Source organism: bacterium (genome assembly GCA_030693425.1).
GTDB lineage: Bacteria > Patescibacteriota > Minisyncoccia > Minisyncoccales > GWA2-46-15 > GWA2-46-15.
The window spans coordinates 229,047-249,476 of record JAUYAM010000002.1; the positions used below are offsets into that span (position 1 = coordinate 229,047).

The following is a 20,430-nucleotide window of genomic DNA, read 5'->3' on the forward strand; positions in this document are numbered from 1 at the left end:
AATAGTTAAAGGGGTTTTAAGATGAAGATATTTCGCTTCCTGAAAATTCCACGAAAACCCCTGTGTTTTCCTACGGGGCATGCCCCAATTTTACCTCTTGCTCATAAGAGTCTTTTTATAAACGTCGAGGTTTTCGGCGACAACTCCAGTTCCCTTGGCGACGCACAACAGAGGCTCGTCGGCGACAAAACAAGGAACTCCTATGGATTTTTCTATCAGCTGGTCGAAGTTTCTTAAAAGGGCTCCGCCTCCGGACAGAACGATACCTCCGTCGATAACGTCGGCAGACAGTTCCGGCGGGGTGTCTCTCAAAACCTGCTTAATAGTCTGAATTATTTCCATCAGGACGTCGCTGATGGCGGCACAAACCTCGTTGGAAGAAACTTTTACTGTTTTTGGCAGCCCCAGGAGCAGGTCCCGTCCCCGGACCTGCATGATTTTTTCCTCTTTTTCGGGCAGGGCCGTGCCGATGTTCATTTTTATCTGTTCGGCCGTCTGCTCGCCGATGGCCAGATTGTGCTTTTCTTTGATGTAATTGGCAATGGCTTCGTCTATCTTGTCTCCGGCCACCCTGATCGATCCCCAGTTAACTATTCCCCCCAGGGAAATGACCGCCATTTCAGCGGTTCCCCCGCCGATGTCAACGATCATGTGCCCGGAAGAAGTATTAATGGGAATGCCGGCTCCTATGGCAGCCAGAATCGGTTCCTTGACGATATAGACGGCTTTGGCTCCGGCGTTGATCCCGGCTTCAATGACGGCTCTTCTTTCGGTCGAGGTGATCCCAGCCGGGACGCCGATAATCAACTCTGGTTTGAAAAACTTGGCCAGCTTGCTGGTCCTTTCAATGAAATATCTGAGCATTGCCTGAGTCACTCTGAAATCAGCGATGACTCCGTCTTTCAAGGGCCGGTAAACCTTGAGGGTGTCCGGAGTCTTGCCGAGCATTTCCTTAGCTTCCCTGCCGACAGCCATAATTTTGTTCTCTAAAAGAGAAACCGCCACCACCGAAGGCTCCTGTAAAATCACTCCTTTTGGGGGAGCAAAAACCACCGAGTTGCAGGTGCCAAGATCAATGCCGATTTTCCTTGCCAGAAACATATTAACCCAGGTTTTTTTAAGAATAATGCTTATTCATCTTAACCAAAAAACGAGTTTTGGTCAAACATACTTGGCAGAAAAGCTGTTTCGTCTTAGAATAATATAATATGCCCCGTAGAGGATTTTCGAAACGGCATTATGCTTATATTTTTCAAGGCCTAAAAGACAAAAATTTCTATGTTGGCTACACGCAAAATCTGCCAAAAAGATTACATCAATATAATGCCAAAAAAATATTATTCGAAATTCTCATACGGGGTATGACCAAAAGAACGAGAACTTTCCTTTTTCTGATTTGCCTGGCCATTTTTCTGGTTGTTTCCCCCGCTGTTATCTTCTACAGCCAGGGTTATCGCTTTGATTTCAAAAGTAGAAAGCTGACCAAAACCGGAGCCTTTTATTTCAAAACCCAGCCCAAAAGCTGCGAGGTTTTTATCAATGGTAAACCAATCAAGGAAAAAACAGATTTCCTTTTCGGAACGATTCTCGTCGAAAACCTGCTGCCTGGAAGATATCCTGTCGAGATCAAAAAAGGAGGCTATCTTCCTTGGAAGAAGAATCTCGACGTTGAGGCGACGATGACGACCGAAGCAAAGAATATCGTTCTCTTCCCGGAAAACATCAGTTTTCAGATCCTGACAACCGGCACAGAAAGTATTTTCTCAGCTCCGTCAGCCAGAAAAACTATTCTTAAAAAAAGAGATTCTCAGGGTTGGTATCTGACCGTTCTTAACCTCGAAAGCAATTTCGAAGAACTCCTTATTCGGGAAAAAGATCTCCGGAAGAAAACCGATTTCCTTAATCTAGAATGGTCTAACGATTCTAGAGCCCTGATTATCAAGGCCTCTCTGGGCGAGCAGGAAAAGTTTTTCTTTGTCGATACCGAAAAAAAACCGGCCAGCCCGATTTCCCTCGACTATTTGGGAAGTTTTGACAAAATCGGTTTTGACCCGCAGGACAGCCGCCGATTCATCTTTCTGAGGCAGGAAAGTCTTTTTTCGGGGGGTCTAGCCTCGAAAGAAACTTTAGAAATTGCCAAAAAAGTCGTTGATTTTGAATCCGGCCAGAGAAAACTCTACATCTTAGAAAACACCGGTTTTGTTTTTGAGATCGACAACCTCGCTATTCCAAAAAAACAGGTTCTCCAGGAAACTCCTTTTGAGATAAAACTCGAAACTCCCTATAGCCTCGAAGTTTCCAGAAAAAACGTCTTTCTTGGACAAGAAGACCGCCTTTTCTGGTTTGACGAAAAAACGAGAAACTTTGCCGAAGTCGGCGCCAATATAAAGGGTTTTGCGGTTTCCCAGGATGAAACGAAACTTATTTTCTACAACAATTCTGAAGCCTGGGTTTACTTCCTGAAAGATAAAGCCGATCAGCCGGCTCGAAAATACAAAGACAGTTTTTTGCTGGCAAGGATGAAAGATCAGATCGGTCAGGTTCTCTGGCTAGACAACGACCACGTCTTGTTCTCTGCCGGAAACAAATTAAGAGTCATTGAAATCGATAACCGCGACCAAACCAACTTCGCAGACATCGGCGAATTCAATAACCCGGAGATATTTTTTAATAGCAATAGTAAAAAAGCTTTAGTGCTGACCGAAGGCAATCTCTATATCTCTTCTGCAATCCTGCCCTAGAGGAAGCTTTGCTGAGACTCCAATTTCCTTTTAAACTCTTTCCAGGGCATCTCGCTGGCGAGAGCCTGTTTGCAAATTTCCTTGAACTGGCAGAATTGGCATTCCTTGTCTGACGGAAAATCCGAGAGCCTCTTAGGAATAATGTTTTTGTCGATCTTGTCTTTGAGAAGATCTAACTCTTTCAAAAGCTTTTCCGATCTCTGGCGGTCGTAGATGACGATGAACTCTTTCAGCTCCTGGGTATCCTTGTTGACGTAAAGGAGAATCCCCTTTTTGATGCTGAAAAAGTGCAGGTAGAGCTGAAGCTGATTGACATTGTCATCCTTGGGCTGGTTTAAATTCTTGAAAAGAAAGCTGTTGATCGATTTTATATCCAAGACGTAAAGCTCATTTTCCCAGCTCAAAATCGCGTCGGCCCTCCCGGAAATGACTTTTTGCGGCGGGGTGCCGATCTCTGCAGACCTAACCAGCCCCAAACTAAAAAGAGTGTTCAGTATCAGGCGGTGGATGTAGTCGCCGTGGTCAAACATCCTTAAAACCCGAGCGTCAATGTCTTCTTTGGGAGCTTTCTTGAACTTAAAAAAAATCGACCGGGGGCATTTGCCGGCATCGGTGATATAGAACCTGGTTTGATCTTTATTCTTGGATCTTTCCCGATCCAAGTAGAATTTATCGATGAGCTCTTTTAACATTTAAGGAAAGAGGGTTTGAGACTGCAGTATCTTGACCAGGATAATGAAAACTATCACCCCGATAGTGGCGGCTAAGCCAAACTCAATCGGTTTACATCTGCCTCCAACATTGCAAACGAGCCAGCCCAAAAATAGGCAGATGAAGAAGGCGACGACAACGAAGATTGGTCCAAACATATTGGGAAGATTATCTTTTTCTCCATTGGGGAGCTCTCCTGGCTCTTTTTAAACCGAACTTCTTGCGCTCGCGCATTCTCGGGTCCCTAGTCAGGTATCCGAGCTTCCTTAGTATTTTATAAGCTTGATCGGTCAATTTTACAAGAGCTCGGCCCGATCCCAGCCTGATTGCTTCTGCCTGGGCCTTGATGCCGCCGCCGCCAACCCGGATTTCGGCTCTCAAACTCTTTGGATACTTTATGCTGGCTAAACTGCTTTGAGCCAGTTTCTGCAAAGCCAAAGTCGGAAAATACTGCCGGAAGTCTTTGCCGTTGACTGACATCCCATCCTTTGTCCCCGGATAAAGTCTGACTCTGGCGACGGCGGTTTTTCTTCTGCCGATCCCTTCAAAATATTCATCAGGAGCTTTGGCAGGCTCATTTTTAGCCTTAACTCTTTTCGCCACCGCCTTTTTTTTAACCGGGGCTTTGGTTTTTACCTTGTCCTTGGCTGTCATTTCTCAAACTTTAGGTTCTTAATGATTTTTTGGCTCAGTTTGTTGCCGGGAAGCATGCCGATGACTGCTCTCTGCAAAACGTCTTCGGGCCTTGTTTCAAAAACCTTCTTCAGAGAAGTATGTTTTTCCCCGCCGGGGTAGCCCGAATGGGAAAAATAGGTTTTCTGGTCTTTCTTTTTTCCGGTAATCAAGATCTTGTCAGCGTTTTTGACAATGACAACGTTCCCGCTCTCTTTGTAGGGAAGGAAGCTTGCCTCTTGTTTGCCCCTCAAAAGCAGGGCGATCTGGCTGGCCAGTCTTCCCAAAGGCTTGCCGCTGGCATCGATAGTGTGGATTTTGTTCATGACTTAGACTAGCTCGATTATCGCCATTTCGGCGCCGTCAGAATTTCTAGGTCCCAATTTAAGAATTCTGGTGTAGCCTCCCTGCCTCTGCTGATAGCGCGGAGCGATGGTTTTTGAAATCTTGGCAACCGCCCTGTCCGTAAAAATCTCTGACAGAATCCTCTTAGATTTTAAATCCTGTTTTTTGGCGATAGTAACCGCCTTTTCCATAAAAGAGGACAGTTCTTTGGCTTTGGCCTTAGTCGTCCTGATCTTTTCTTTGAAAATCAGGCTGGTAGCCAAAGTTCTCAGCAGCGCCTGACGCTGGCCTGTTTTTCTCGACAGTTTTCGGCCTTTCTTGAGCTTTCTCATGGCAAAAATTATTTCTTCTTGGGTTTCTTCTTTGGTTTAGACGCCTTCTTGGCTTTCTTAGAAACCGGTTTTCCCGGCTTCTTTGCCTTCGGCTTTTCGTCTTCGGCTTTAAAACTCTGGTTGATCAGGGAAAAATGGTCGACTAGGATTTGGCTTGCCTGAAACAAAGCTTGTTGCGGGGAGATGGTGCCGTCGGTCTGAACGTCCAGAATTAATTTGTCAAAATCGGTTCTTTCTCCGACTCGCATATTCTCCACCTGAAAGCCGACTTTGACAACCGGGGTGAAGATTGAATCGACTAGGATCTCGCCGACGTTCAGCTTCTCCCTTTTTCTTTTTTCTCTGGGCAGATAACCTATGCCTTTTTCGACTTCGATTTCCATTTCCAGTTCGGCTGATTTCGCGGTCAGGCTGGCGATGTGCTCCTCCTTGTTGACCAGCTCCATCTGCGAAGGGATTTCGACATCCTTTCCCTTGACGTCTTTTTCGCCTCTGACTTTCAGGATGGCCTTTTGAGGTTCGTCGGAAAACATCTTGAATCTCAGTTTTTTTAAGTTCAGCATAATCTGGATGACGTCCTCAAAAACTCCGGGGATGGTTGAAAACTCGTGGGCAACCCCTTTGATCCTCATCTTGGCCACCGCCGCTCCCGGCAGAGACGAAATCAGGACCCTTCTTAAGCTGTTGCCGACGGTAACCCCGTAGCCGGGGTAAAGGGCTTCAATCTCAAATACGGCCCGGTTGTCTTTTTCGGAAACGACTTTTGGTTTTGAGAATAGAGGTATCATATTATTTTAGTTAACTAGCGGCTAGCTTCTAGCGTCTAGTACTAGACGCTAATTAACTAGACGCTAGACGCTAATATATTTATCTGGAATAAAATTCAAAGACGGCGGAAATTTCTGCGGGCAGACTTTCTTGATCCAAAATTGGATCTGAAACCACTTTTGCCTCAAAAGCCTGGGCCTTGAACTCGAGCCAGTCGGGCAGCTTGTGTTTTTTGGCAAGCTGGAGAAGGTTTTGAAAGACTTTCTTTTTCAGCTTTTCCGGCTTTATCTTGATTTCGTCCCCTTTTTTCACCCGATAGGACGGGATATCGACCGGGCGGTTGTTGACTTTGAAAAACCCGTGCGACACCAATTGCCTGGCCAATGCCCTGGAGCTGACTACCCCCAGGCGGAAAATGACGTTGTCGAGCCGAGATTCCAGCCTCTTGACCAAAAGAATGCTGGCGTCTTCAGCGTTGGCAGAGGTCGCCTTTCTGGCCTTTTCCAGGATTTCTTTGACGTATTTTTTGAACTGTCTCTCTCCCAAGCCGTACCATCTCTTCAATTTCTGCTTTTCTGCCAGCTCCTTGGCGTATTCTGAGGGCGTCTTCTTCCTTCTTTTTCCTCTCAGGCCCGGAGCGTAAGGCCTTTTGATCATAGCGCATTTCTGCGAAAAACAACGCTCTCCTCTTAAAAAGAGCTTGGTTCCCTGTCTTCGGCAAATTTTGCACTTCGAATTGATCAGCATTTGATTAGACTCTTCTCACTTTGGGCGGCCGGCAGCCGTTGTGAGGAACCGGAGTGGCGTCCTTGATCGACAGGATCTCCAGGCCGCGGCCGGCCAAAGACCTCAGAGCCGATTCCCTGCCCGATCCAATCCCCTTGATAATCACCCAGACTCTGTTGACGCCGATCTTCTTGGCCCGGTCGGATAAAGCCTCGGCCACCTTTGAAGCGGCGAACGGAGTCGATTTTCTGGTTCCTTTAAAGCCCATGTTGCCGGCGCTGACCCAGGTCAGAACATTGCCCTTGAGATCGGTCAAACTGATAATGGTGTTGTTGTAGGTGGAGTTGATGTAAACGCAGCCTTCGTCAATGCCCAAATTGGCTTTCTTAGACAAAGCTTCTTCTGCTTTTTTGGCCCCGGCCTCGAGATTCGAACTGGGTTCGGATTTTGTAATGATTCTTTTTTTCCCCATCCTTCGCCCCTCGCTTCGCTCGTGGCTACGGATGGCAGGCCATCCAACGATACTCGATTACTAATTTCTCGAGTAGCGAAGGATGTCCTTCCGTAGCTTTAGCGGAGGAGGACAAATACTTTATAATTTTAGGTTGGTTCTGCGGCCGGCTTTCTTCCCGATCCGACCGTCTTCCTGACGTTACCTCTGACCGTCCTGGTATTGGTTTTCGTTCTCTGGCCCCTGACCGGCAGTTTCTTGATATGCCTGATGCCCCGCCAGGCGCCGACGTCCTTCAGCCTTTTGATGTCCATCATTACTTGCCTGCGGAGGTCGCCTTCTGTCTTATATTTCTTCTCAATGATTTCCTTCAAGAGATTGGTTTCCGCCGGCGACAAATCCGCCGCCTTCTTGTCAAAAGAAATATTGGCCGCTGTTAAAATCCGCCTGCTCAAAGGCCTGCCGATGCCGTAGATATAGGTCAAAGCGACTTCCAGGCGTTTCTGTTCGGGAATGTTGATTCCGACAATACGAGGCATATGTTTAGTATTTAGTATTCAGTATCTAGTATTTAGTATTAAAATCTCTCTTCTGTCGTATACTAAATACAAACTACTAGATACAAGATACTGCGTTAGCCTTGTCTCATTTTATGTTTTCTATTGGTGCAGATCAAATAAACCCGCCTTTTCCTGCGGACGATCTTACAGTGATTGCAGATTTTCTTTATTGATGCCTTAATCTTCATATTTCGTAACAAACCCCGCACTAATTTTACTTCTGAATAATTTAAGCGCAGTGCGCGCAGCGAATAACTGCACCCCGAACTGGAGCGAAGCGCTGCGCCCCAGAAGCGGGATGTGGCTATTCGCCACTCGCGCTTCGCGTGAAGCGTCAGGCGTAAAATTAGTGCGGGGCAGACCACAAGAATCTTCCGTCTCAGGCTACCTTCCAAATATGGCTGTCTTTAAGATGACGCTCTGAAGGTCGATTCTCGGTAAACAATTCTTCCCCGGCTTTCGTCGTAAGGGCTAAGTTCAACCTGGACATAATCGCCGGCTAAAATCTTGATCCGGTACATCCTCAGCTTTCCCGAAAGATGGGCGATTGCTTCCGGTCCTTCGTCGAGCTTCACCCTAAAAGTCGCACTCCGCAAAGCTTCAACAACAAGGCCTCTCTTCCTAATCTTTTTATCTTGTGGCATCAATTTGTTGGAATGATTTTAAGATAGCAAAAATGCTGATTAGGGTCAACCCCTCTAATCAAAGTTAATCATAATTTCTATTTTGCCGGAATCTTTCGGCAGTCTTTTGACAAAAGAAGGGGAAATCTTTATCTTGGCCCGGGCAACCTGGGTCAGGTTCTGGAAAGTCTTTTCAACTTCCTGGATGGATTTTTCCTTCAGCTGTTCTCTGAGAAACTCTTCTTTCAGCTCTAAGTAGACCTTTCCGGAAACCTCAAGATTCAGGGCCGCTTTCCCGGACTTCTCATCAATTGTCTGAACTAAAGGCAGGATTTTGATAGTCTCTGGCAAGGATTTTTGATCAGCCGCCAGCTTTGAGAAAAGGTAATTCTGAGCCAGCTCGTCCAGATCCTCTTGAGCCAAAAGGACCGCTCTTGTCCTTGCCTTGACCTGATAGCTGAAAGTCTTGACCGGATCGCCGGCTTTTGCCATTGATCCTTCGTCAGCAACAATCAGAGGAACGCTTTCTTTCGCCAGAACCAAACCGGCCACCGCCTTGCTTTGAAGAATGCTGTCAATCTTTGCCCCGAGCCTGGACCTGACCGCCTCTTTGGCTTTATTCAAATCTTCGGCTGAAACGACTGCAGTTTCTCCTTTAAAGCCTCCTTTCATGGCTGAAGAAGATTTAGCGTGAAAAGCGGTGTATTTCGGGGTTCCGGCAAATCCCGGTATCGAGAAAGTCGAAGGCCCAATATTGTAATCAGGTCCGGAAGCATCGGCTCTGACCTTGGCCTCGACCGTTCCGGGAACGAGCTTGCCTTTTTCGGTTGCCTGGCCGGGAACAACCGCTCTTTCAACCAGCCTGAAGAGCTTGCCGTCGCTGGAAACAAACCTGGTGGTGGCCATCAAAGACTGGCTGGCAGTCGAGTAATCATTGAAAATAGTGACCACTCCCTCGGCCTTCATTTCTTTAAAAGCTTTGCCAGTAGCTAAAAACTCTTGGGAAAGAGTCTGTTCTTCGGCAATGACCCTGCCCGGGAGGACGCGGGTTAAAGGATCAACCGTTTTCTGAGCCTCGCTGATTTCAATCTTTTCTTTTGCAGTCAGGGTTTCCGTTTTCAGCCAGACATCGATCTTGACTACCGGAAGGAAAAAGTAAGCCAAAGCTATTCCGCCGACCAACAGGGTGAAGGAAATCAGCCAAAGCAAAATCTTTTTACTCGGAAAATCCCGCTGCGACGGGACTGGCTTGATGTCGTCAACTGGCCTGTTTCTGACGACCTTCTTTGGTTCCAACTTTTCTTTCATCTCCGGCAAAACCTCAGCCGGCAGAATTTCTGGCTTCTTTTCGGAAATATCTATCTTATCTGGAGGAATAATGTCAAAGATTTTTTTAACCATGTTAAATCATTCTAGCATTTTAACATTTAAACATACAAACACAACCGGTGAATTTTGTTAAATTGTTAGGGTGTTAAGACGTTTAAATGGGCGCCAGAATGGCCTTGATCCTCCGAACTCCCGCGCTGACCGCTTCTTCCTTGACGATTTTAAAACGGCCCAGCTCGCCAGTTTCCTTAACATGCGGACCGCCGCAGATCTCCCGACTGAAAGGAGGCCCTGAGGACTTCGAGTGAGCCTCAGTCGAACTCCTTGTCGAAGGGTCGCTGATAGAATAGACTTTGACCTTGTCTCCGTATTTTTCCCTAAAAAACCCGAGGGCTCCCATTTTAAAAGCCAAGTCTCTGTCTATGATTTCACAGACCACCGGCAGATTTTCTTGAATCTTCTGGTTGACCAGCTCTTCAATCTGTTTAATCTGCTCTGATGTCAGTTTCTGGTGATGGCTGAAGTCAAATCTCAAGCGCTTGGCGGTAATGTTGCTACCTTCCTGCCGTACGCTTTCTCCCAAAACCAGCCTTAGAGCCTGGTGCAGAATATGGGTGGCGGTATGGTATTTTGTTACCTCGTAGCTCTGGTCTGCCAGGCCGCCGCGGAAAACGTGCTCGCTGGCGCCTTTTGAGAGCTGTTGGTGCTTTTCCAATTCTTCCTCAAACTCCAGTTTTTCTATTTTCTGCCCCCGGGCTTTGGCAATTTCTTCAATCACCTCATAAGGCAAGCCGAAAGTCTCAAAGACGTAAAAAGCGGTTCTGGCGTCAATCTCTGCGGATTTGCCCAATTCTTTTATTCCCTGACTCAAGGCTTTTTCAAAGCGGCCGGCTTCCTCGCTAAAAACCTGGGCTATTTCTTTTGCAGTTATGCCTAGTTCCGGGAAAACATCGTTGTAGATTGCGGCAACCTCCCCAATAATCTCCTCAAAAGGAAAACTTGTCATGCTCAAATCAAGTTTTTTTAGCGCTAGCAAAGCCCGGCGCAAAAGCCGCCTCAAGATATAGCCCTGAGTCTTATTTGAGGGAAAAACGCCGCTATGGGCAATCATGGCGGCGGCTTTCAAATGGTCGCTAATTAAGCGCATCGCTCTGGTTTCTAAAACGTCTTTCCCATAGATCTTGCCTGAAATCTGCTCTAGTTTTTTAATGATCGGCCAAAAAAGATCGGTCTGGAAAATGTCGGGAGTATGATTGACCGCCGCGGTGATTCTTTCCAACCCCCCGCCGAAATCAACATTCTTTTGAGGCAGTTCTTTCAAGGAGCCGTCCGCTTGCTTCTGGTACTGAATAAAAACCGAATTCCCTATCTCCAAAAACCGGCCGCAGTCGCAATTAGGATGGCAACTCAATCCGTATTTAGGATCGTGGGGAACGTCGGTAAACTCAAAGAAAACCTCGGAATCCGGACCCCCGATTTCTCCCAAAGGCATGCTTTTGGGCTCGCCTGACCTTGACCACCAGTTATTTTTCACCCCGTAAAAAAAGATTCTTTCCTCCGGTATTCCTAGTTTTTTCCAAATAGCAAAAGACTCTTCGTCCCGAGGCACGCTCGTAGCCTTGTCGCCCTTAAAAACAGAAACCCAAAGATTATTTTTTGAAAACCCTAACTCTTTTGTCAAAAATTCAAAAACCCAAGGCAATTGTTCAGCCTTAAAGTAATCGCCGAGCGACCAGTTGCCCAGCATCTCAAAAAAAGTGTCGTGCCGATTATCGCCCACTTCTTCAATGTCGCTAACGCGTATTGAAGGTTGCGAATCTGCCAAACGCTTGCTTCCCGAAGGATGCGGCTCGCCTAATAAATACGGTACTAAAGGCTGCATTCCCGAAGAAGTAAAAAGCGTGGTCGGGTCATTGGCCAATACCAAGGGAGAGGGCGGAATAATTTTGTGCCCTCTTTTCTCAAAAAACTCCAAAAACTTTTGACGAATCTCTCGAGAGGTCATAATAGTTAATGATAACAAAAAAACCAACCTTGGTAAAATGGAGTCCTCGGATCAAGTTCAATCGCATGGCAATAGAACTTCAGCTACGATCGTAGCTGAACCGCAACTCATCAACAAGACCTGGGTGCCTAGTGTCCCGAGGTCTGACCTCGGGACACTTTTCTTCTCCAATGAAAAAGGGTAGTTGCTTAGCTAAGCTAAGCAACTCTGTGGAACAAAAAAACAGCTATTAAAAAAGCAGACGCTGACAAAATCAAAAAGCGGGTTTCCTCCGAACCCGCTTTTTTGATTAATGAACTAGAGATCACTTATAGCAAACGACATGATGTCGATCTGATACCACTCCTCCTTGATCTTACGTTCGAATTCCTTCCATTCGAATTCAGAACGAGAAAAGAGCTGGCGGATATAGAGGTACAAACAGTGTGCCTCCACCAAAAACACTGCCGTCCCAGCGAAAAGCCAGAACAGGCAAATGGATAAATGGATACCCGCGCCTATTAGAGCGGTGAGAGCGCCGACGATCGCGCAGGCGCCATTCCACCAATCATTTGCATGGTCGGGGAAAAAAATCCCCACCGTGAACACCACGGCCCAACAGGGCAGGGCTGTCAAAATGCAAAATCGAGCAATCTTTTTTAAGGTTTCCATTTTTCCACCTCCAGATACTATAACAGTTTCCGACGTTCTTTGTGTCGGGCTACCTGACACGCTATCCTGTCCGTCCCCAGGAAAACTACTCAAGCAGCAATTTGGCTAAAACCTAGTTTCAACCAAATTGCTGCTGATTAACTCCCGGGGAGTTTCATTTCAATCCCTATTTATCTTTCAAAGAACATCCTTTATTCTGTCTAAATTATAGCATACATTTCTCCACCTGTCAATACTATTGCCAAAACCCCGTCTTACCGTTGCTATAGCAATGATAAGGCGGGACTTTTGAACTAAATCTGTCATCTTCCGATGTTTAACCCGAGGGGTTAAACAGTTAAGATCCAAAGAGCCCGAGGGGCTGCGGGGTATGCCAAATAATTAATCAACGAGGTTAAAAAACTAAAATCAACAAAAGCGCCTCTTTAAGATTTTCTTTTGCTTCTTGAAGCGTTCTTCCTTGAGTATTAACGCCGGGAATTTCTTCTATCCAGCCCAAATGCCATTTCCCACTTTTTTTATATATTGCGGTGAATTGTTTTGCCATATATTCTCATTATACGGTTTTCAACGACTGCGTCAAATTTTTAAAATAGATCTTTGTGGAAAACTTGGCTTCATTCAAAGAATGACTCCCCCTCCCAATAATTCTTCTCCTTTGTAAAAAACAATTGATTGGCCGGGAGTGATGGCTCTTTCCGGCTTTTTGAAATTAACTCTGATTCTCTTTCCTGCTTCAGAGATTAGAGCCTCAACCTCTTTTTGCCGAGAACGAATCCTTGCTTTTACTTTTAAGGGCAGTTTTGGAGGTCTCCCGAAGATCCAGTTAATCCTTGCCGCTATAAGCTCTTTTTTAAACAAATCCTTTTCCTTTGTTGTCACTATCAAGGTATTCCTCTTTAAATCCTTTTTCAAAACATAAAAGGGACCTCGACTCTGCTCTTTTGGGAAGAGATTAGCGACTATCCCCTGCCTCTGACCGATGGTAAAAAATCCCAGTCCCGGATGCCGACCGATAATCTTGCTTTTACTATCAACAATGGCGCCGGCTTTGCCTTTTAAATAATTTTTGAGAAACTCTGCTGTCTCTCCGGCCAGAAAGCAGAGATTCTGGCTGTCTTTAGTCCTGGCGGCAGCCAGTTTGTGCCTTGAGGCAAGTTTTCTCACTTCTGTTTTCGTGTAATCGCCGACGGGAAACAAAGTCCGGCTTAACTGCTTTTGGCTCAGCCGCCACAAAAAATAAGACTGGTCTTTCTCCCTGTCTTTTGCCTTAAGCAGCGAGACATAAGGCTGGCAGACAACTCGCGCAGCCCCGTCAGCATGGTCCGAGCACAAAACGCTTTTGTGCTCGGTGACGGGGCGAGCGCGTAGGATGCCAAATCTCGCCGGGATTTGGACATCTGGTGTCTGAAAGCCTTGATGTCGAGCGATTCTCGCGTAGTGCCCGGTGGCGACAAAATCAGCACCCATTTTCAGGGATTTTTTCAAGAATAAGCCGAATTTTATCTCCTGGTTGCAGACAACGCATGGGTTTGGCGTAAAACCTTGTCCTGTCCGTTCTAAGAAATAATCGACAACTTCTTCCTTGAACTCTTTCTCAAAATCAAAGATAAAAAAAGGGGCTTTAAGGCTCTTGGCCAAGATCCTGGCTCTTGTCTCAGACTCCAGAGAGCAGCAGGGATTCTCCTCCGGAAAACGGGGATTTCTCCAGAATCTCATAAAAACGCAGGAAATATCATAGCCTGCTTTTTTCAACAAAAAGGCGGTCACAGAAGAGTCGACGCCGCCAGACAAAGCAACGAACACCCTATGCGCCTTGTATCTCGTATCTTGTATCTTGTATCTTGTATCCATTAAAACAAATACTAAATACCAAATACTATATACTAGATACAAGTTTAGGTGTAGCGGTCGGCCACGTTCGAGGCGGCAAAAGCCTCGGGTTTTAGCTTTGGCTCAAAACCGTTGCCCCTGATAATCCCGGCTACCTCCCTGATCATTTCTCTAGTCTGGCCGGCCTCGCCGATGTCGGCGTGGATATAGCGGAACTCGTAGGACAATGGTTCTCCGATGTTTTTTATCTCTTTCTCAAGCTCCTCTCTTAAATCCAAAGCCAAATCGCAAGAAAGCAAAACCTCTTCTAATATCCTGGTTTTCCAGTTATAGAACTTTTTGTTCTGGTAATGGATTCTTTTCAGGAAGAATCTTCCGCCCTCACCTTTCCTTAGGACAACGACGACCAAAGGAAACTCCGGCGAATCGGAAGAAGAAGAGTCGCAGCCGACAATGACATCGTAAAATCTGTCCGGAATCTCCTGAATATAGCGGATAATCTCTCCAATGACCTGACCGAATGAGAGATAGCCGCGACTCGGATTGTAGAACAAGTCTTCTCGCATAATTATCTTAAAATACCAGAAAAAGATGAAAAAATCAACGGAAAGGCGTTATAAAATCCAAAAGCTAAATCCTAGCTTCTTCTTCTCAAAAAAAACCTTATCGCCTTGAAACAAAACAAAGCCAAAACAATCAAAAGCGGCCAGAACAACCAGTCAACCTTGAGTACGGTTATCAGCAGGGAGATGCCGGCAACGAACAGATTGCTTCGGGTCAGCATATCTTCGGGAATTTTCATAAAAGGAAGGTTCTGATTCAGTAGCTTAATTTGCGGCTCAAGCCAAGCTTTTTCGCCAGCCGCCTGGCCGGTTTTCTGTTTTTGCTCAACCAAAATCCTGTCTAGTTCAACAATGGCTTTTTGCCTTTGTTTTTCCACGAAATTCAAAGTCTTGACCGTCGCTTCCTGGACCTGCTCGGGCAGAGCATTTTCCTTCTGCGCTAAATTCTTTTCTTGAACCAAAGGATCGGTTCCTTGATTTATTTCTTGGCCGTCAGATAAGCCGTCTTTGTCTGTGTCGAGCTCCCTGGGATCAGTTTTAAACAATAATTCTTGTTCGTCGGATAAACCGTCTTGGTCGCTGTCGTAGTCAACGAATTTCCGATCGGGCAGGGAAACTTGCAAGCTCAGACTGACTGATTCTGCCGCCTTACCCGGCTCTGATTTTTTAACGTCAGAAAGCTTAACGGTAAAGCTGTGGTCGCCAAAACTGGCTTGCCAGTCAACCCATTTTTCCACCAAGCTGTTGTTCACAGCGGTAAAATCCGTTTCTCCGATCAGGTTTTGTTCGTCAAAAAAGCTAATTTTGCCTGTCAGATCATAACCCGAATGGTTCTGGAAAGCAGTGTAAATCCTGATTCTTTCTCCAACAAAAAAAGGATCTTTGGAATACCAAAGGCTGCTGGCAAAACCGGCATTTAGAGTCTGGCTAAAAGCAAAAAAACAAAAACCGAATAGAAACAATCCGGCAACAAAAAAAATTATTAACTTTAAGAGATTAAGTTTCATTTTCCTCACTCTACTGCTACGTAGCAGTAGAGTGACAATGCGAAACGATATTAAAGATCGTCTTTTTCCCGACTGGCCCGTGAGAAAAATCTTGTTAAACTCATTCTTTCAAACCCGCAGAAATGATTTTTTTCACCTGCTTTAAATTCAATGACGCCTGGCCGACAACAACGCCCTCTACCCCGCCCCGACTCAAGTAATCCTTTATATTACTGCCGTCTACGCTGCCGCCATAAAGAATTTCCGGCATAAAAGGAAACTTTTGCCTGAGAAAGCGGCGGATAAAGCCAGTTTTTTCTTTGACTCTCCGAGAGCTCAAGACCTTATTGCCCTGGGTGCTGACGGCAAAAGCCGGCTCGTAAACAAATAAAATCCGCGATAAAAACTTTTTCTCCACCCCGGCCAAAAGCTTCCCTAGCTGGCTGACAATTTCCTTTTTTGCCGCAGCCTGGGACATTTGTTTTAATTCGCCAAAGAACAAAATAGGGCATAATCCCACGTCCAGCACAGCTTTAAGTTTTTTATTAATAGTTCTTTCGGTTTCGCCGAAAATCCGTTTTCTTTCAGAATGGCCTAAAAGGACATAATCGCAGTCAAGGTTTTTAATCATCAGAGGCGAAACCTCGCCCGTAAAAGGTCCTTCTTGTTCCCAAAAGCAATCCTGGGCGCAAGTTTTAATCCCTTTTTCTTTGGCCAGCTTCTCCAAATAAACAAAGGGGGTAGCCACAAAAACATCGTACTTTTTCAAAAACTTCGGCTTGGATTTAATAACAGTCAAAAGGTTCTTGGCTTCCTGCCAATCGGACGGGTTGCACTTCCAGTTAAAAATAATGTATTTTTTCATTTTTTGTCTCGCATACTAAATACAAAATGCTAAATACTAGATACAAAAGCGACTATTAGCCCGCTAATCATTGCCCCCAAGACCACCAAAATAGCCCCTCTTTTCTTGGGTACATCTAACAGCATGGCGGCAATCGCTCCTGTCCAGCCGCCAACAAATGGTATGGGAAGAGCCGTCAGTACTAATACCGTCAAATCGCTGCCTATTTTCCCTAGCAAGACAGATGCCTTTTTCCCGACGGCGTTAAAAAGCCAATCAAAAAACTTTTGAAAACTCGGGTGCATTCTTGATAAAAACTTGGCGATGGGCCTGCCGAAAATAACAATGCCTAACAAGGGCACCAGATTCCCAGCTACCGACAAAATATACGCTTCCCATAGAGACAAGCCGTAAACCTTTAAAGCCAGAGGAATGGCGCCCCGCAATTCCACTATCGGCGACATCGCCACAAGGAATACCTTGATTTCAGGAATCATTGTTTTCTTAAATACTCCGCCGCTTTTTCCGGCTCAATTGTTGATATCTCAATCCTGGTACCGATCTCAAAGCCGGCAGAAATATTGGTTTTCGGTAAAATAGTCCAGTGCCAATGGTAATAGCTATAATCCTTGCCGTCGCAAGGCGCGGTGTGCAGATAAAAATTATAAGCCGGATTGCCCAAACCGTAATAAAGCTTAGCGAGCGCTTTTTTGAATGCCTCGGCCAAATGCTCCTTCTGCGATTCTTTTGCCTCTTCAAATTGCGAAGAATGTTTTTTCGGAGAAATGATCATTTCAAAGGCGGTTTTTGAAGCAAACGGGCAAAGAACAACAAACTCTTCATTTTCAAAGACAATCCTTTTCCTTGTTTTCAATTCCCAAGCTGTCATCTCGCAGTAAAGGCATTTATTATGCTTTTTGAAAAACCGCTCTGAATTCACCAGGGCCTGAATCAAATCAACGTCCAACAAAGGCGTAGTGATTAATTGCGAATGAGGATGCGGCTGGCTGGCTCCCGCTTCTTTGCCGTGATTATGAAAAATGGAAACATAGCTGACAAAATCCTCTCTTTTCAATTCAGAAAACCTTTCCTGATAAGCGTCAATTACCTCCTTAATATGGCTTTCTGGCAACAAAGCCAATGATTTCTCATGATCAGCGGTGATGATCAACTCGTGATAGCCAACCGCATTCAAACGCTGATAAAGCCCGCCTTCAATTGTTTCGTCTAAATGAGGATGCGGCAAAAACGCCGGGTATTTGTTGGGAATTATTATCGTTGTCCAATTCTTATACGGCTTTGCCATTGGCCATTCTTCCAAAACGCTGATCCCCTTCCCCTTGTAATAAACAGCCACCGGCCTTTCCTGGGTTCCAATCTGGCAAAAAGGGCAATCCTTTTCCGACATTTTCGCCTCCGCCTTTTTTTCTCCCTTGAACATTTCCGGCCGTTTTGCCCGGCCCGTAGCAATCACTACCCAATCCCGAGAAGCCAAATCAAAACGAAGCTCGGATGGAAACTTTTGTTTATTAGCGTTAACTCCCGATTGTTCTTTCGAAAACGGCATAGCTTTAAGCTTTACGTTTTTAGTATCTGCCCCTTATCATGTTCCATCTAATCTGCAACACTTCTAACAGCATCCTGACCATGCCCTTGAATTTCACCTTGCTCTCCGGATCATTGGCCCAGCGCACCGGAGTCTGGCCGATCTTATATCCCATTTTTTTGGCGAGAACCAAAATCTCCGGGTCAAACGCCCAACGGTCAATTCGACACTTAGGCAGGATTTTTTGGCAAGCGCTGGCGGACATGATTTTAAAACCGCATTGGGTATCCCAAATACCCCAAAGCCCCAAAATTGCTTGAACAATCAAATTAAATATATTTCCCAGCATTACCCGGTAAAACGGCTGGGGCGGCTCAATTATCGCTCCCTTAATATCCCTCGAGCCGATCACTATTTCAATGCCTTTTTCCAATTCAGGCCACATTTTTTCAATTTCGCTGATGGCAGTAGAGTTGTCAGCGTCCGTAAAAAGCCGATAATCCCCCCCTGCCCCCAATAATCCCTGCCTGACGACATAGCCCTTGCCATGATTTTCTTTATTATCAATCAACCGCAAATTTTGAATTACAGAGGCCAGGCCCCTGACAACTGCGGCTGTGCCGTCTTTTGAGCCATCACTGACAACAATGATTTCATAATCAAAAGTCTGCCGCTTTAGATAAACGTCAATTTCCCCCAAAGTCTTGGGTAATCGCCTTTCCTCATTGTAAGCCGGAATTATGACTGAAAGTTTCATCAATTTAATTTTACCACACTCCAAAGAAAACGAAAAACACTCCCGAAGGAGTGTTTTTACTTACGTGGGCCGACGCGCTGGCCGGCCGTTGTTATCGCTGCTGAACGATTTTGATCGGCGTGTCCTCCCAAACCAGCAGTTCTATTGAGTCCTTTTGGTCCATGGCCAACACGAGTATACAGATTATCCCCCTTAGCGATGAGCGCTTAACCTGAATAACCCTCATCGGCTCTGTCAAATGAACTCCCTGAGGGGGGACGCCCTTGTCAACAATGACTGTTTTCCCCCTAAGGCTTCTGGCTTTTGAAAAGTCGTGGAAGGTCGAAAAACCCTCTGGAACAGCCATTTCTTCCTCCTTCTTGAAAGTGGGATATGAAAAATTGAAATTTGCCTTTAATAAACCACGATTTTACAACCTGGTCAAGACCTCAAGCCCTTTGACGGTCAAGGCTACCGTGTCCTCAAAATGGCAGGATAAACTGCCGTCTTTAGTCTCGTAGCCAAAGCTGTCTGAAGATTTTTTCAGTTTCCAGTGTCCTGCCGCCACCATCGGCTCGACGCAAAAAACCATGCCCTCTTTTAAAATAACTTCTTCGTCTCCGCCATAGTCCTCGCCGACAAAGTTCAGGATCTGGGGCTCTTCGTGTAATTCCCGGCCTATACCATGGCCGCAAAGCTCTCTGATAACATTAAAACCCCTATTCCCAAGCTTCGCTTGGGACGGGTCGTCGGTCCCTTGGACCGAATAGACTTGAGATTCAACATATTGCTGGATTGCCCGGCTGATGTCTTCTAGCTTAATTCCCGGCTTTGCCGTTTTTTTGGCAATTTCCAGCGCCTTTTTGGTGACAACGATCAGTTTTTCCGCCAAAGGGCTGGCTTTGCCTACGGCAAATGTTCTCGCCATGTCGGTATGAAGCCCCTTGTATAAAATCCCGAGGTCTAAAGAAACCAGATCGCCCTGTTTGATAATCCTGGAGCCGGGCAAGGCATGGACAACCTGCTCGTTTATAGAAACGCAAAGGCTGGCGGGAAAACCGTCATAGTCCTTGAAAGAAGGTTTTCCTCCAAACTCAAAAATCAGGCCCTCGGCGAGCCTGTTTAACTCTTTGGTGGCGATTCCGGGCCCTATCGCTTTTTCCAGCTCTGCCATTATTTTAGCCAGGATCTTACCGCCTTCAGCCATTATCTTAATTTCCTCTGAAGTTTTAATTAAAATCATAAGCTCAAGATAAAGGAGGTCGGACCTCCTACGCTTTTTCGCCTAGAACCTTTAGAATGTTTTTAAAAACAATGGCCGGCGCCGGAGAGCCGTTGATTCTTTTGACGGAAATCCCTTGTTTTTTGAAATAACCAACCATAGGCAAAGTCGTATTTTTATAAACCTCGAGGCGAGCCCTGATGGTTTTTGGATCGTCCAATTTCTTTCTTTTCAATAATTTTGAGCCATCAAGCGGGCAGCGCTTCAATTTAAGCGTTTCTTTTGAATAAAGGATCGGGTGGCGCATAAGCTCGCAGATTTTCCGGTGAGAGTTGCGGAAAATGCTTTCCTTGGCAGAAACCTCAAGCAGAATAACTTTGATATTTTTGGCGCCGTAAAGCTTTTTTAAGAAAGGCAGCAAATCTTTTGCCTGGTCAACCGATCGGGGGCTGCCCGCCAAAAGCAAGCTCTCGCCTTTGGCAAAAAACTCGGAAATCTTTTCTCTCATCAGAAAATTAGTGAAGGGGTCGCTGTTTAAAAGTCCTGTTTGCCATCTTTTTTTCTCGTCACTGAGAAAATATTTCTTGCCGCCAACAACCGTAAACTCTCCCTTTCGGGCATTCATTATTCTCGCCTCAAGCACTTTGCTCGTTTCCAGATAATACAAATTGAGCTTGTCCGATAAAAGACTGGCCTGGGTGCCTTTGCCGCTTCCGGGCGGCCCCATGACTATCACCACCCGCTTTACATTTTTTGTCATTTTACTTTGATTTCAATTTTTATTCT

Annotated in this window: 27 protein-coding genes; 1 reads left to right on the top strand and 26 read right to left on the bottom strand. The window is 45.7% G+C overall.

The window, feature by feature from the left end; translation table 11 throughout:
• Window positions 1-90: 90 nt before the first annotated feature.
• Window positions 91-1,101 (bottom strand): rod shape-determining protein, encoded by a 1,011-nt coding sequence (locus Q8N16_01620; protein MDP3093438.1) that lies wholly within the window; start codon window positions 1,099-1,101, stop codon window positions 91-93.
• A gap of 260 nt (window positions 1,102-1,361) precedes the next feature.
• Here Q8N16_01620 and Q8N16_01625 point away from each other — a divergent pair, with 260 nt between their 5' ends.
• Entirely contained in the window at window positions 1,362-2,741 is a 1,380-nt protein-coding gene (locus Q8N16_01625; protein ID MDP3093439.1) for a hypothetical protein, read from the top strand.
• Here Q8N16_01625 and Q8N16_01630 read toward each other — a convergent pair.
• The 25 genes from Q8N16_01630 to Q8N16_01750 form a co-directional block, all read right to left on the bottom strand.
• Window positions 2,738-3,433 (bottom strand): PD-(D/E)XK nuclease family protein, encoded by a 696-nt coding sequence (locus Q8N16_01630; GenBank protein ID MDP3093440.1) that lies wholly within the window; start codon window positions 3,431-3,433, stop codon window positions 2,738-2,740. The genes Q8N16_01625 and Q8N16_01630 overlap by 4 nt on opposite strands.
• Window positions 3,434-3,610 (bottom strand): hypothetical protein, encoded by a 177-nt coding sequence (locus Q8N16_01635; protein MDP3093441.1) that lies wholly within the window; start codon window positions 3,608-3,610, stop codon window positions 3,434-3,436.
• Window positions 3,611-3,620: 10 nt separating this feature from the next.
• Window positions 3,621-4,106 carry a 30S ribosomal protein S9 gene (rpsI, locus tag Q8N16_01640; protein MDP3093442.1) on the bottom strand — a complete coding sequence of 162 codons (486 nt, stop codon included), beginning with the start codon at window positions 4,104-4,106 and terminating at the stop codon, window positions 3,621-3,623.
• Window positions 4,103-4,450, bottom strand: coding sequence for a 50S ribosomal protein L13 (rplM, locus tag Q8N16_01645; protein MDP3093443.1), 348 nt, complete (start codon window positions 4,448-4,450; stop codon window positions 4,103-4,105). The genes rpsI and rplM overlap by 4 nt, the downstream gene beginning before the upstream one ends.
• 3 nt (window positions 4,451-4,453) lie before the next feature.
• Window positions 4,454-4,801, bottom strand: coding sequence for a 50S ribosomal protein L17 (gene rplQ / locus Q8N16_01650; GenBank protein ID MDP3093444.1), 348 nt, complete (start codon window positions 4,799-4,801; stop codon window positions 4,454-4,456).
• An 8-nt stretch (window positions 4,802-4,809) separates the two neighbouring features.
• On the bottom strand, window positions 4,810-5,589 hold the full coding sequence (locus Q8N16_01655) for a DNA-directed RNA polymerase subunit alpha (GenBank protein MDP3093445.1): 780 nt from the start codon (window positions 5,587-5,589) through the stop codon (window positions 4,810-4,812).
• A gap of 79 nt (window positions 5,590-5,668) precedes the next feature.
• Window positions 5,669-6,316, bottom strand: coding sequence for a 30S ribosomal protein S4 (gene rpsD / locus Q8N16_01660; GenBank protein MDP3093446.1), 648 nt, complete (start codon window positions 6,314-6,316; stop codon window positions 5,669-5,671).
• Between the two features lie 4 nt (window positions 6,317-6,320).
• On the bottom strand, window positions 6,321-6,767 hold the full coding sequence (gene rpsK, locus Q8N16_01665) for a 30S ribosomal protein S11 (protein ID MDP3093447.1): 447 nt from the start codon (window positions 6,765-6,767) through the stop codon (window positions 6,321-6,323).
• Window positions 6,768-6,895: 128 nt separating this feature from the next.
• Complete coding sequence (rpsM, locus tag Q8N16_01670; GenBank protein MDP3093448.1) at window positions 6,896-7,285, bottom strand: 30S ribosomal protein S13; 390 nt, start codon at window positions 7,283-7,285, stop codon at window positions 6,896-6,898.
• 95 nt (window positions 7,286-7,380) lie between these two features.
• On the bottom strand, window positions 7,381-7,494 hold the full coding sequence (rpmJ, locus tag Q8N16_01675; protein ID MDP3093449.1) for a 50S ribosomal protein L36: 114 nt from the start codon (window positions 7,492-7,494) through the stop codon (window positions 7,381-7,383).
• Window positions 7,495-7,713: 219 nt separating this feature from the next.
• The gene (gene infA / locus Q8N16_01680) at window positions 7,714-7,950 is read right to left on the bottom strand and encodes a translation initiation factor IF-1 (protein ID MDP3093450.1); all 237 of its coding nucleotides are present in this window, start codon (window positions 7,948-7,950) and stop codon (window positions 7,714-7,716) included.
• 54 nt (window positions 7,951-8,004) lie between these two features.
• The gene (locus Q8N16_01685) at window positions 8,005-9,330 is read right to left on the bottom strand and encodes a hypothetical protein (protein ID MDP3093451.1); all 1,326 of its coding nucleotides are present in this window, start codon (window positions 9,328-9,330) and stop codon (window positions 8,005-8,007) included.
• 82 nt (window positions 9,331-9,412) lie between these two features.
• Entirely contained in the window at window positions 9,413-11,263 is a 1,851-nt protein-coding gene (locus Q8N16_01690; protein MDP3093452.1) for an alanine--tRNA ligase, read from the bottom strand.
• A gap of 297 nt (window positions 11,264-11,560) precedes the next feature.
• Window positions 11,561-11,914 (bottom strand): hypothetical protein, encoded by a 354-nt coding sequence (locus Q8N16_01695; GenBank protein ID MDP3093453.1) that lies wholly within the window; start codon window positions 11,912-11,914, stop codon window positions 11,561-11,563.
• Between the two features lie 394 nt (window positions 11,915-12,308).
• The gene (locus Q8N16_01700; GenBank protein ID MDP3093454.1) at window positions 12,309-12,461 is read right to left on the bottom strand and encodes a type II toxin-antitoxin system HicB family antitoxin; all 153 of its coding nucleotides are present in this window, start codon (window positions 12,459-12,461) and stop codon (window positions 12,309-12,311) included.
• Between the two features lie 74 nt (window positions 12,462-12,535).
• Window positions 12,536-13,768 (bottom strand): tRNA 2-thiouridine(34) synthase MnmA, encoded by a 1,233-nt coding sequence (gene mnmA / locus Q8N16_01705; GenBank protein MDP3093455.1) that lies wholly within the window; start codon window positions 13,766-13,768, stop codon window positions 12,536-12,538.
• Between the two features lie 44 nt (window positions 13,769-13,812).
• Window positions 13,813-14,313 carry a ribonuclease H-like YkuK family protein gene (locus Q8N16_01710; protein MDP3093456.1) on the bottom strand — a complete coding sequence of 167 codons (501 nt, stop codon included), beginning with the start codon at window positions 14,311-14,313 and terminating at the stop codon, window positions 13,813-13,815.
• Window positions 14,314-14,384: 71 nt separating this feature from the next.
• Complete coding sequence (locus tag Q8N16_01715; GenBank protein ID MDP3093457.1) at window positions 14,385-15,317, bottom strand: hypothetical protein; 933 nt, start codon at window positions 15,315-15,317, stop codon at window positions 14,385-14,387.
• A 100-nt stretch (window positions 15,318-15,417) separates the two neighbouring features.
• A complete protein-coding gene (locus Q8N16_01720; protein ID MDP3093458.1) occupies window positions 15,418-16,161 on the bottom strand; it encodes a triose-phosphate isomerase family protein in 744 nt (247 codons plus the stop codon).
• A 29-nt stretch (window positions 16,162-16,190) separates the two neighbouring features.
• A complete protein-coding gene (locus Q8N16_01725) occupies window positions 16,191-16,637 on the bottom strand; it encodes a small multi-drug export protein (protein MDP3093459.1) in 447 nt (148 codons plus the stop codon).
• Window positions 16,634-17,707 (bottom strand): galactose-1-phosphate uridylyltransferase, encoded by a 1,074-nt coding sequence (gene galT, locus Q8N16_01730; GenBank protein MDP3093460.1) that lies wholly within the window; start codon window positions 17,705-17,707, stop codon window positions 16,634-16,636. The genes Q8N16_01725 and galT overlap by 4 nt, the downstream gene beginning before the upstream one ends.
• A gap of 19 nt (window positions 17,708-17,726) precedes the next feature.
• Window positions 17,727-18,443: a glycosyltransferase family 2 protein gene (locus Q8N16_01735; protein MDP3093461.1), complete on the bottom strand. Its 717-nt coding sequence runs from the start codon at window positions 18,441-18,443 to the stop codon at window positions 17,727-17,729.
• A gap of 91 nt (window positions 18,444-18,534) precedes the next feature.
• Window positions 18,535-18,789 carry a hypothetical protein gene (locus tag Q8N16_01740; protein ID MDP3093462.1) on the bottom strand — a complete coding sequence of 85 codons (255 nt, stop codon included), beginning with the start codon at window positions 18,787-18,789 and terminating at the stop codon, window positions 18,535-18,537.
• 63 nt (window positions 18,790-18,852) lie between these two features.
• Window positions 18,853-19,665 (bottom strand): M24 family metallopeptidase, encoded by an 813-nt coding sequence (locus Q8N16_01745; protein MDP3093463.1) that lies wholly within the window; start codon window positions 19,663-19,665, stop codon window positions 18,853-18,855.
• Window positions 19,666-19,693: 28 nt separating this feature from the next.
• Window positions 19,694-20,404: a nucleoside monophosphate kinase gene (locus tag Q8N16_01750; protein MDP3093464.1), complete on the bottom strand. Its 711-nt coding sequence runs from the start codon at window positions 20,402-20,404 to the stop codon at window positions 19,694-19,696.
• Between the last annotated feature and the right edge of the window lie 26 nt (window positions 20,405-20,430).

Coding starts and splice junctions, on each gene's coding strand:
- Q8N16_01620 (MDP3093438.1), bottom strand. CDS start 1,101: ATGTTTCTGGCAAGGAAAATCGGCATTGATCTTGGCACCTGCAACTCG.
- Q8N16_01625 (MDP3093439.1), top strand. CDS start 1,362: ATGACCAAAAGAACGAGAACTTTCCTTTTTCTGATTTGCCTGGCCATT.
- Q8N16_01630 (MDP3093440.1), bottom strand. CDS start 3,433: ATGTTAAAAGAGCTCATCGATAAATTCTACTTGGATCGGGAAAGATCC.
- Q8N16_01635 (MDP3093441.1), bottom strand. CDS start 3,610: ATGTTTGGACCAATCTTCGTTGTCGTCGCCTTCTTCATCTGCCTATTT.
- rpsI (MDP3093442.1), bottom strand. CDS start 4,106: ATGACAGCCAAGGACAAGGTAAAAACCAAAGCCCCGGTTAAAAAAAAG.
- rplM (MDP3093443.1), bottom strand. CDS start 4,450: ATGAACAAAATCCACACTATCGATGCCAGCGGCAAGCCTTTGGGAAGA.
- rplQ (MDP3093444.1), bottom strand. CDS start 4,801: ATGAGAAAGCTCAAGAAAGGCCGAAAACTGTCGAGAAAAACAGGCCAG.
- Q8N16_01655 (MDP3093445.1), bottom strand. CDS start 5,589: ATGATACCTCTATTCTCAAAACCAAAAGTCGTTTCCGAAAAAGACAAC.
- rpsD (MDP3093446.1), bottom strand. CDS start 6,316: ATGCTGATCAATTCGAAGTGCAAAATTTGCCGAAGACAGGGAACCAAG.
- rpsK (MDP3093447.1), bottom strand. CDS start 6,767: ATGGGGAAAAAAAGAATCATTACAAAATCCGAACCCAGTTCGAATCTC.
- rpsM (MDP3093448.1), bottom strand. CDS start 7,285: ATGCCTCGTATTGTCGGAATCAACATTCCCGAACAGAAACGCCTGGAA.
- rpmJ (MDP3093449.1), bottom strand. CDS start 7,494: ATGAAGATTAAGGCATCAATAAAGAAAATCTGCAATCACTGTAAGATC.
- infA (MDP3093450.1), bottom strand. CDS start 7,950: ATGCCACAAGATAAAAAGATTAGGAAGAGAGGCCTTGTTGTTGAAGCT.
- Q8N16_01685 (MDP3093451.1), bottom strand. CDS start 9,330: ATGGTTAAAAAAATCTTTGACATTATTCCTCCAGATAAGATAGATATT.
- Q8N16_01690 (MDP3093452.1), bottom strand. CDS start 11,263: ATGACCTCTCGAGAGATTCGTCAAAAGTTTTTGGAGTTTTTTGAGAAA.
- Q8N16_01695 (MDP3093453.1), bottom strand. CDS start 11,914: ATGGAAACCTTAAAAAAGATTGCTCGATTTTGCATTTTGACAGCCCTG.
- Q8N16_01700 (MDP3093454.1), bottom strand. CDS start 12,461: ATGGCAAAACAATTCACCGCAATATATAAAAAAAGTGGGAAATGGCAT.
- mnmA (MDP3093455.1), bottom strand. CDS start 13,768: ATGGATACAAGATACAAGATACAAGATACGAGATACAAGGCGCATAGG.
- Q8N16_01710 (MDP3093456.1), bottom strand. CDS start 14,313: ATGCGAGAAGACTTGTTCTACAATCCGAGTCGCGGCTATCTCTCATTC.
- Q8N16_01715 (MDP3093457.1), bottom strand. CDS start 15,317: ATGAAACTTAATCTCTTAAAGTTAATAATTTTTTTTGTTGCCGGATTG.
- Q8N16_01720 (MDP3093458.1), bottom strand. CDS start 16,161: ATGAAAAAATACATTATTTTTAACTGGAAGTGCAACCCGTCCGATTGG.
- Q8N16_01725 (MDP3093459.1), bottom strand. CDS start 16,637: ATGATTCCTGAAATCAAGGTATTCCTTGTGGCGATGTCGCCGATAGTG.
- galT (MDP3093460.1), bottom strand. CDS start 17,707: ATGCCGTTTTCGAAAGAACAATCGGGAGTTAACGCTAATAAACAAAAG.
- Q8N16_01735 (MDP3093461.1), bottom strand. CDS start 18,443: ATGAAACTTTCAGTCATAATTCCGGCTTACAATGAGGAAAGGCGATTA.
- Q8N16_01740 (MDP3093462.1), bottom strand. CDS start 18,789: ATGGCTGTTCCAGAGGGTTTTTCGACCTTCCACGACTTTTCAAAAGCC.
- Q8N16_01745 (MDP3093463.1), bottom strand. CDS start 19,665: ATGATTTTAATTAAAACTTCAGAGGAAATTAAGATAATGGCTGAAGGC.
- Q8N16_01750 (MDP3093464.1), bottom strand. CDS start 20,404: ATGACAAAAAATGTAAAGCGGGTGGTGATAGTCATGGGGCCGCCCGGA.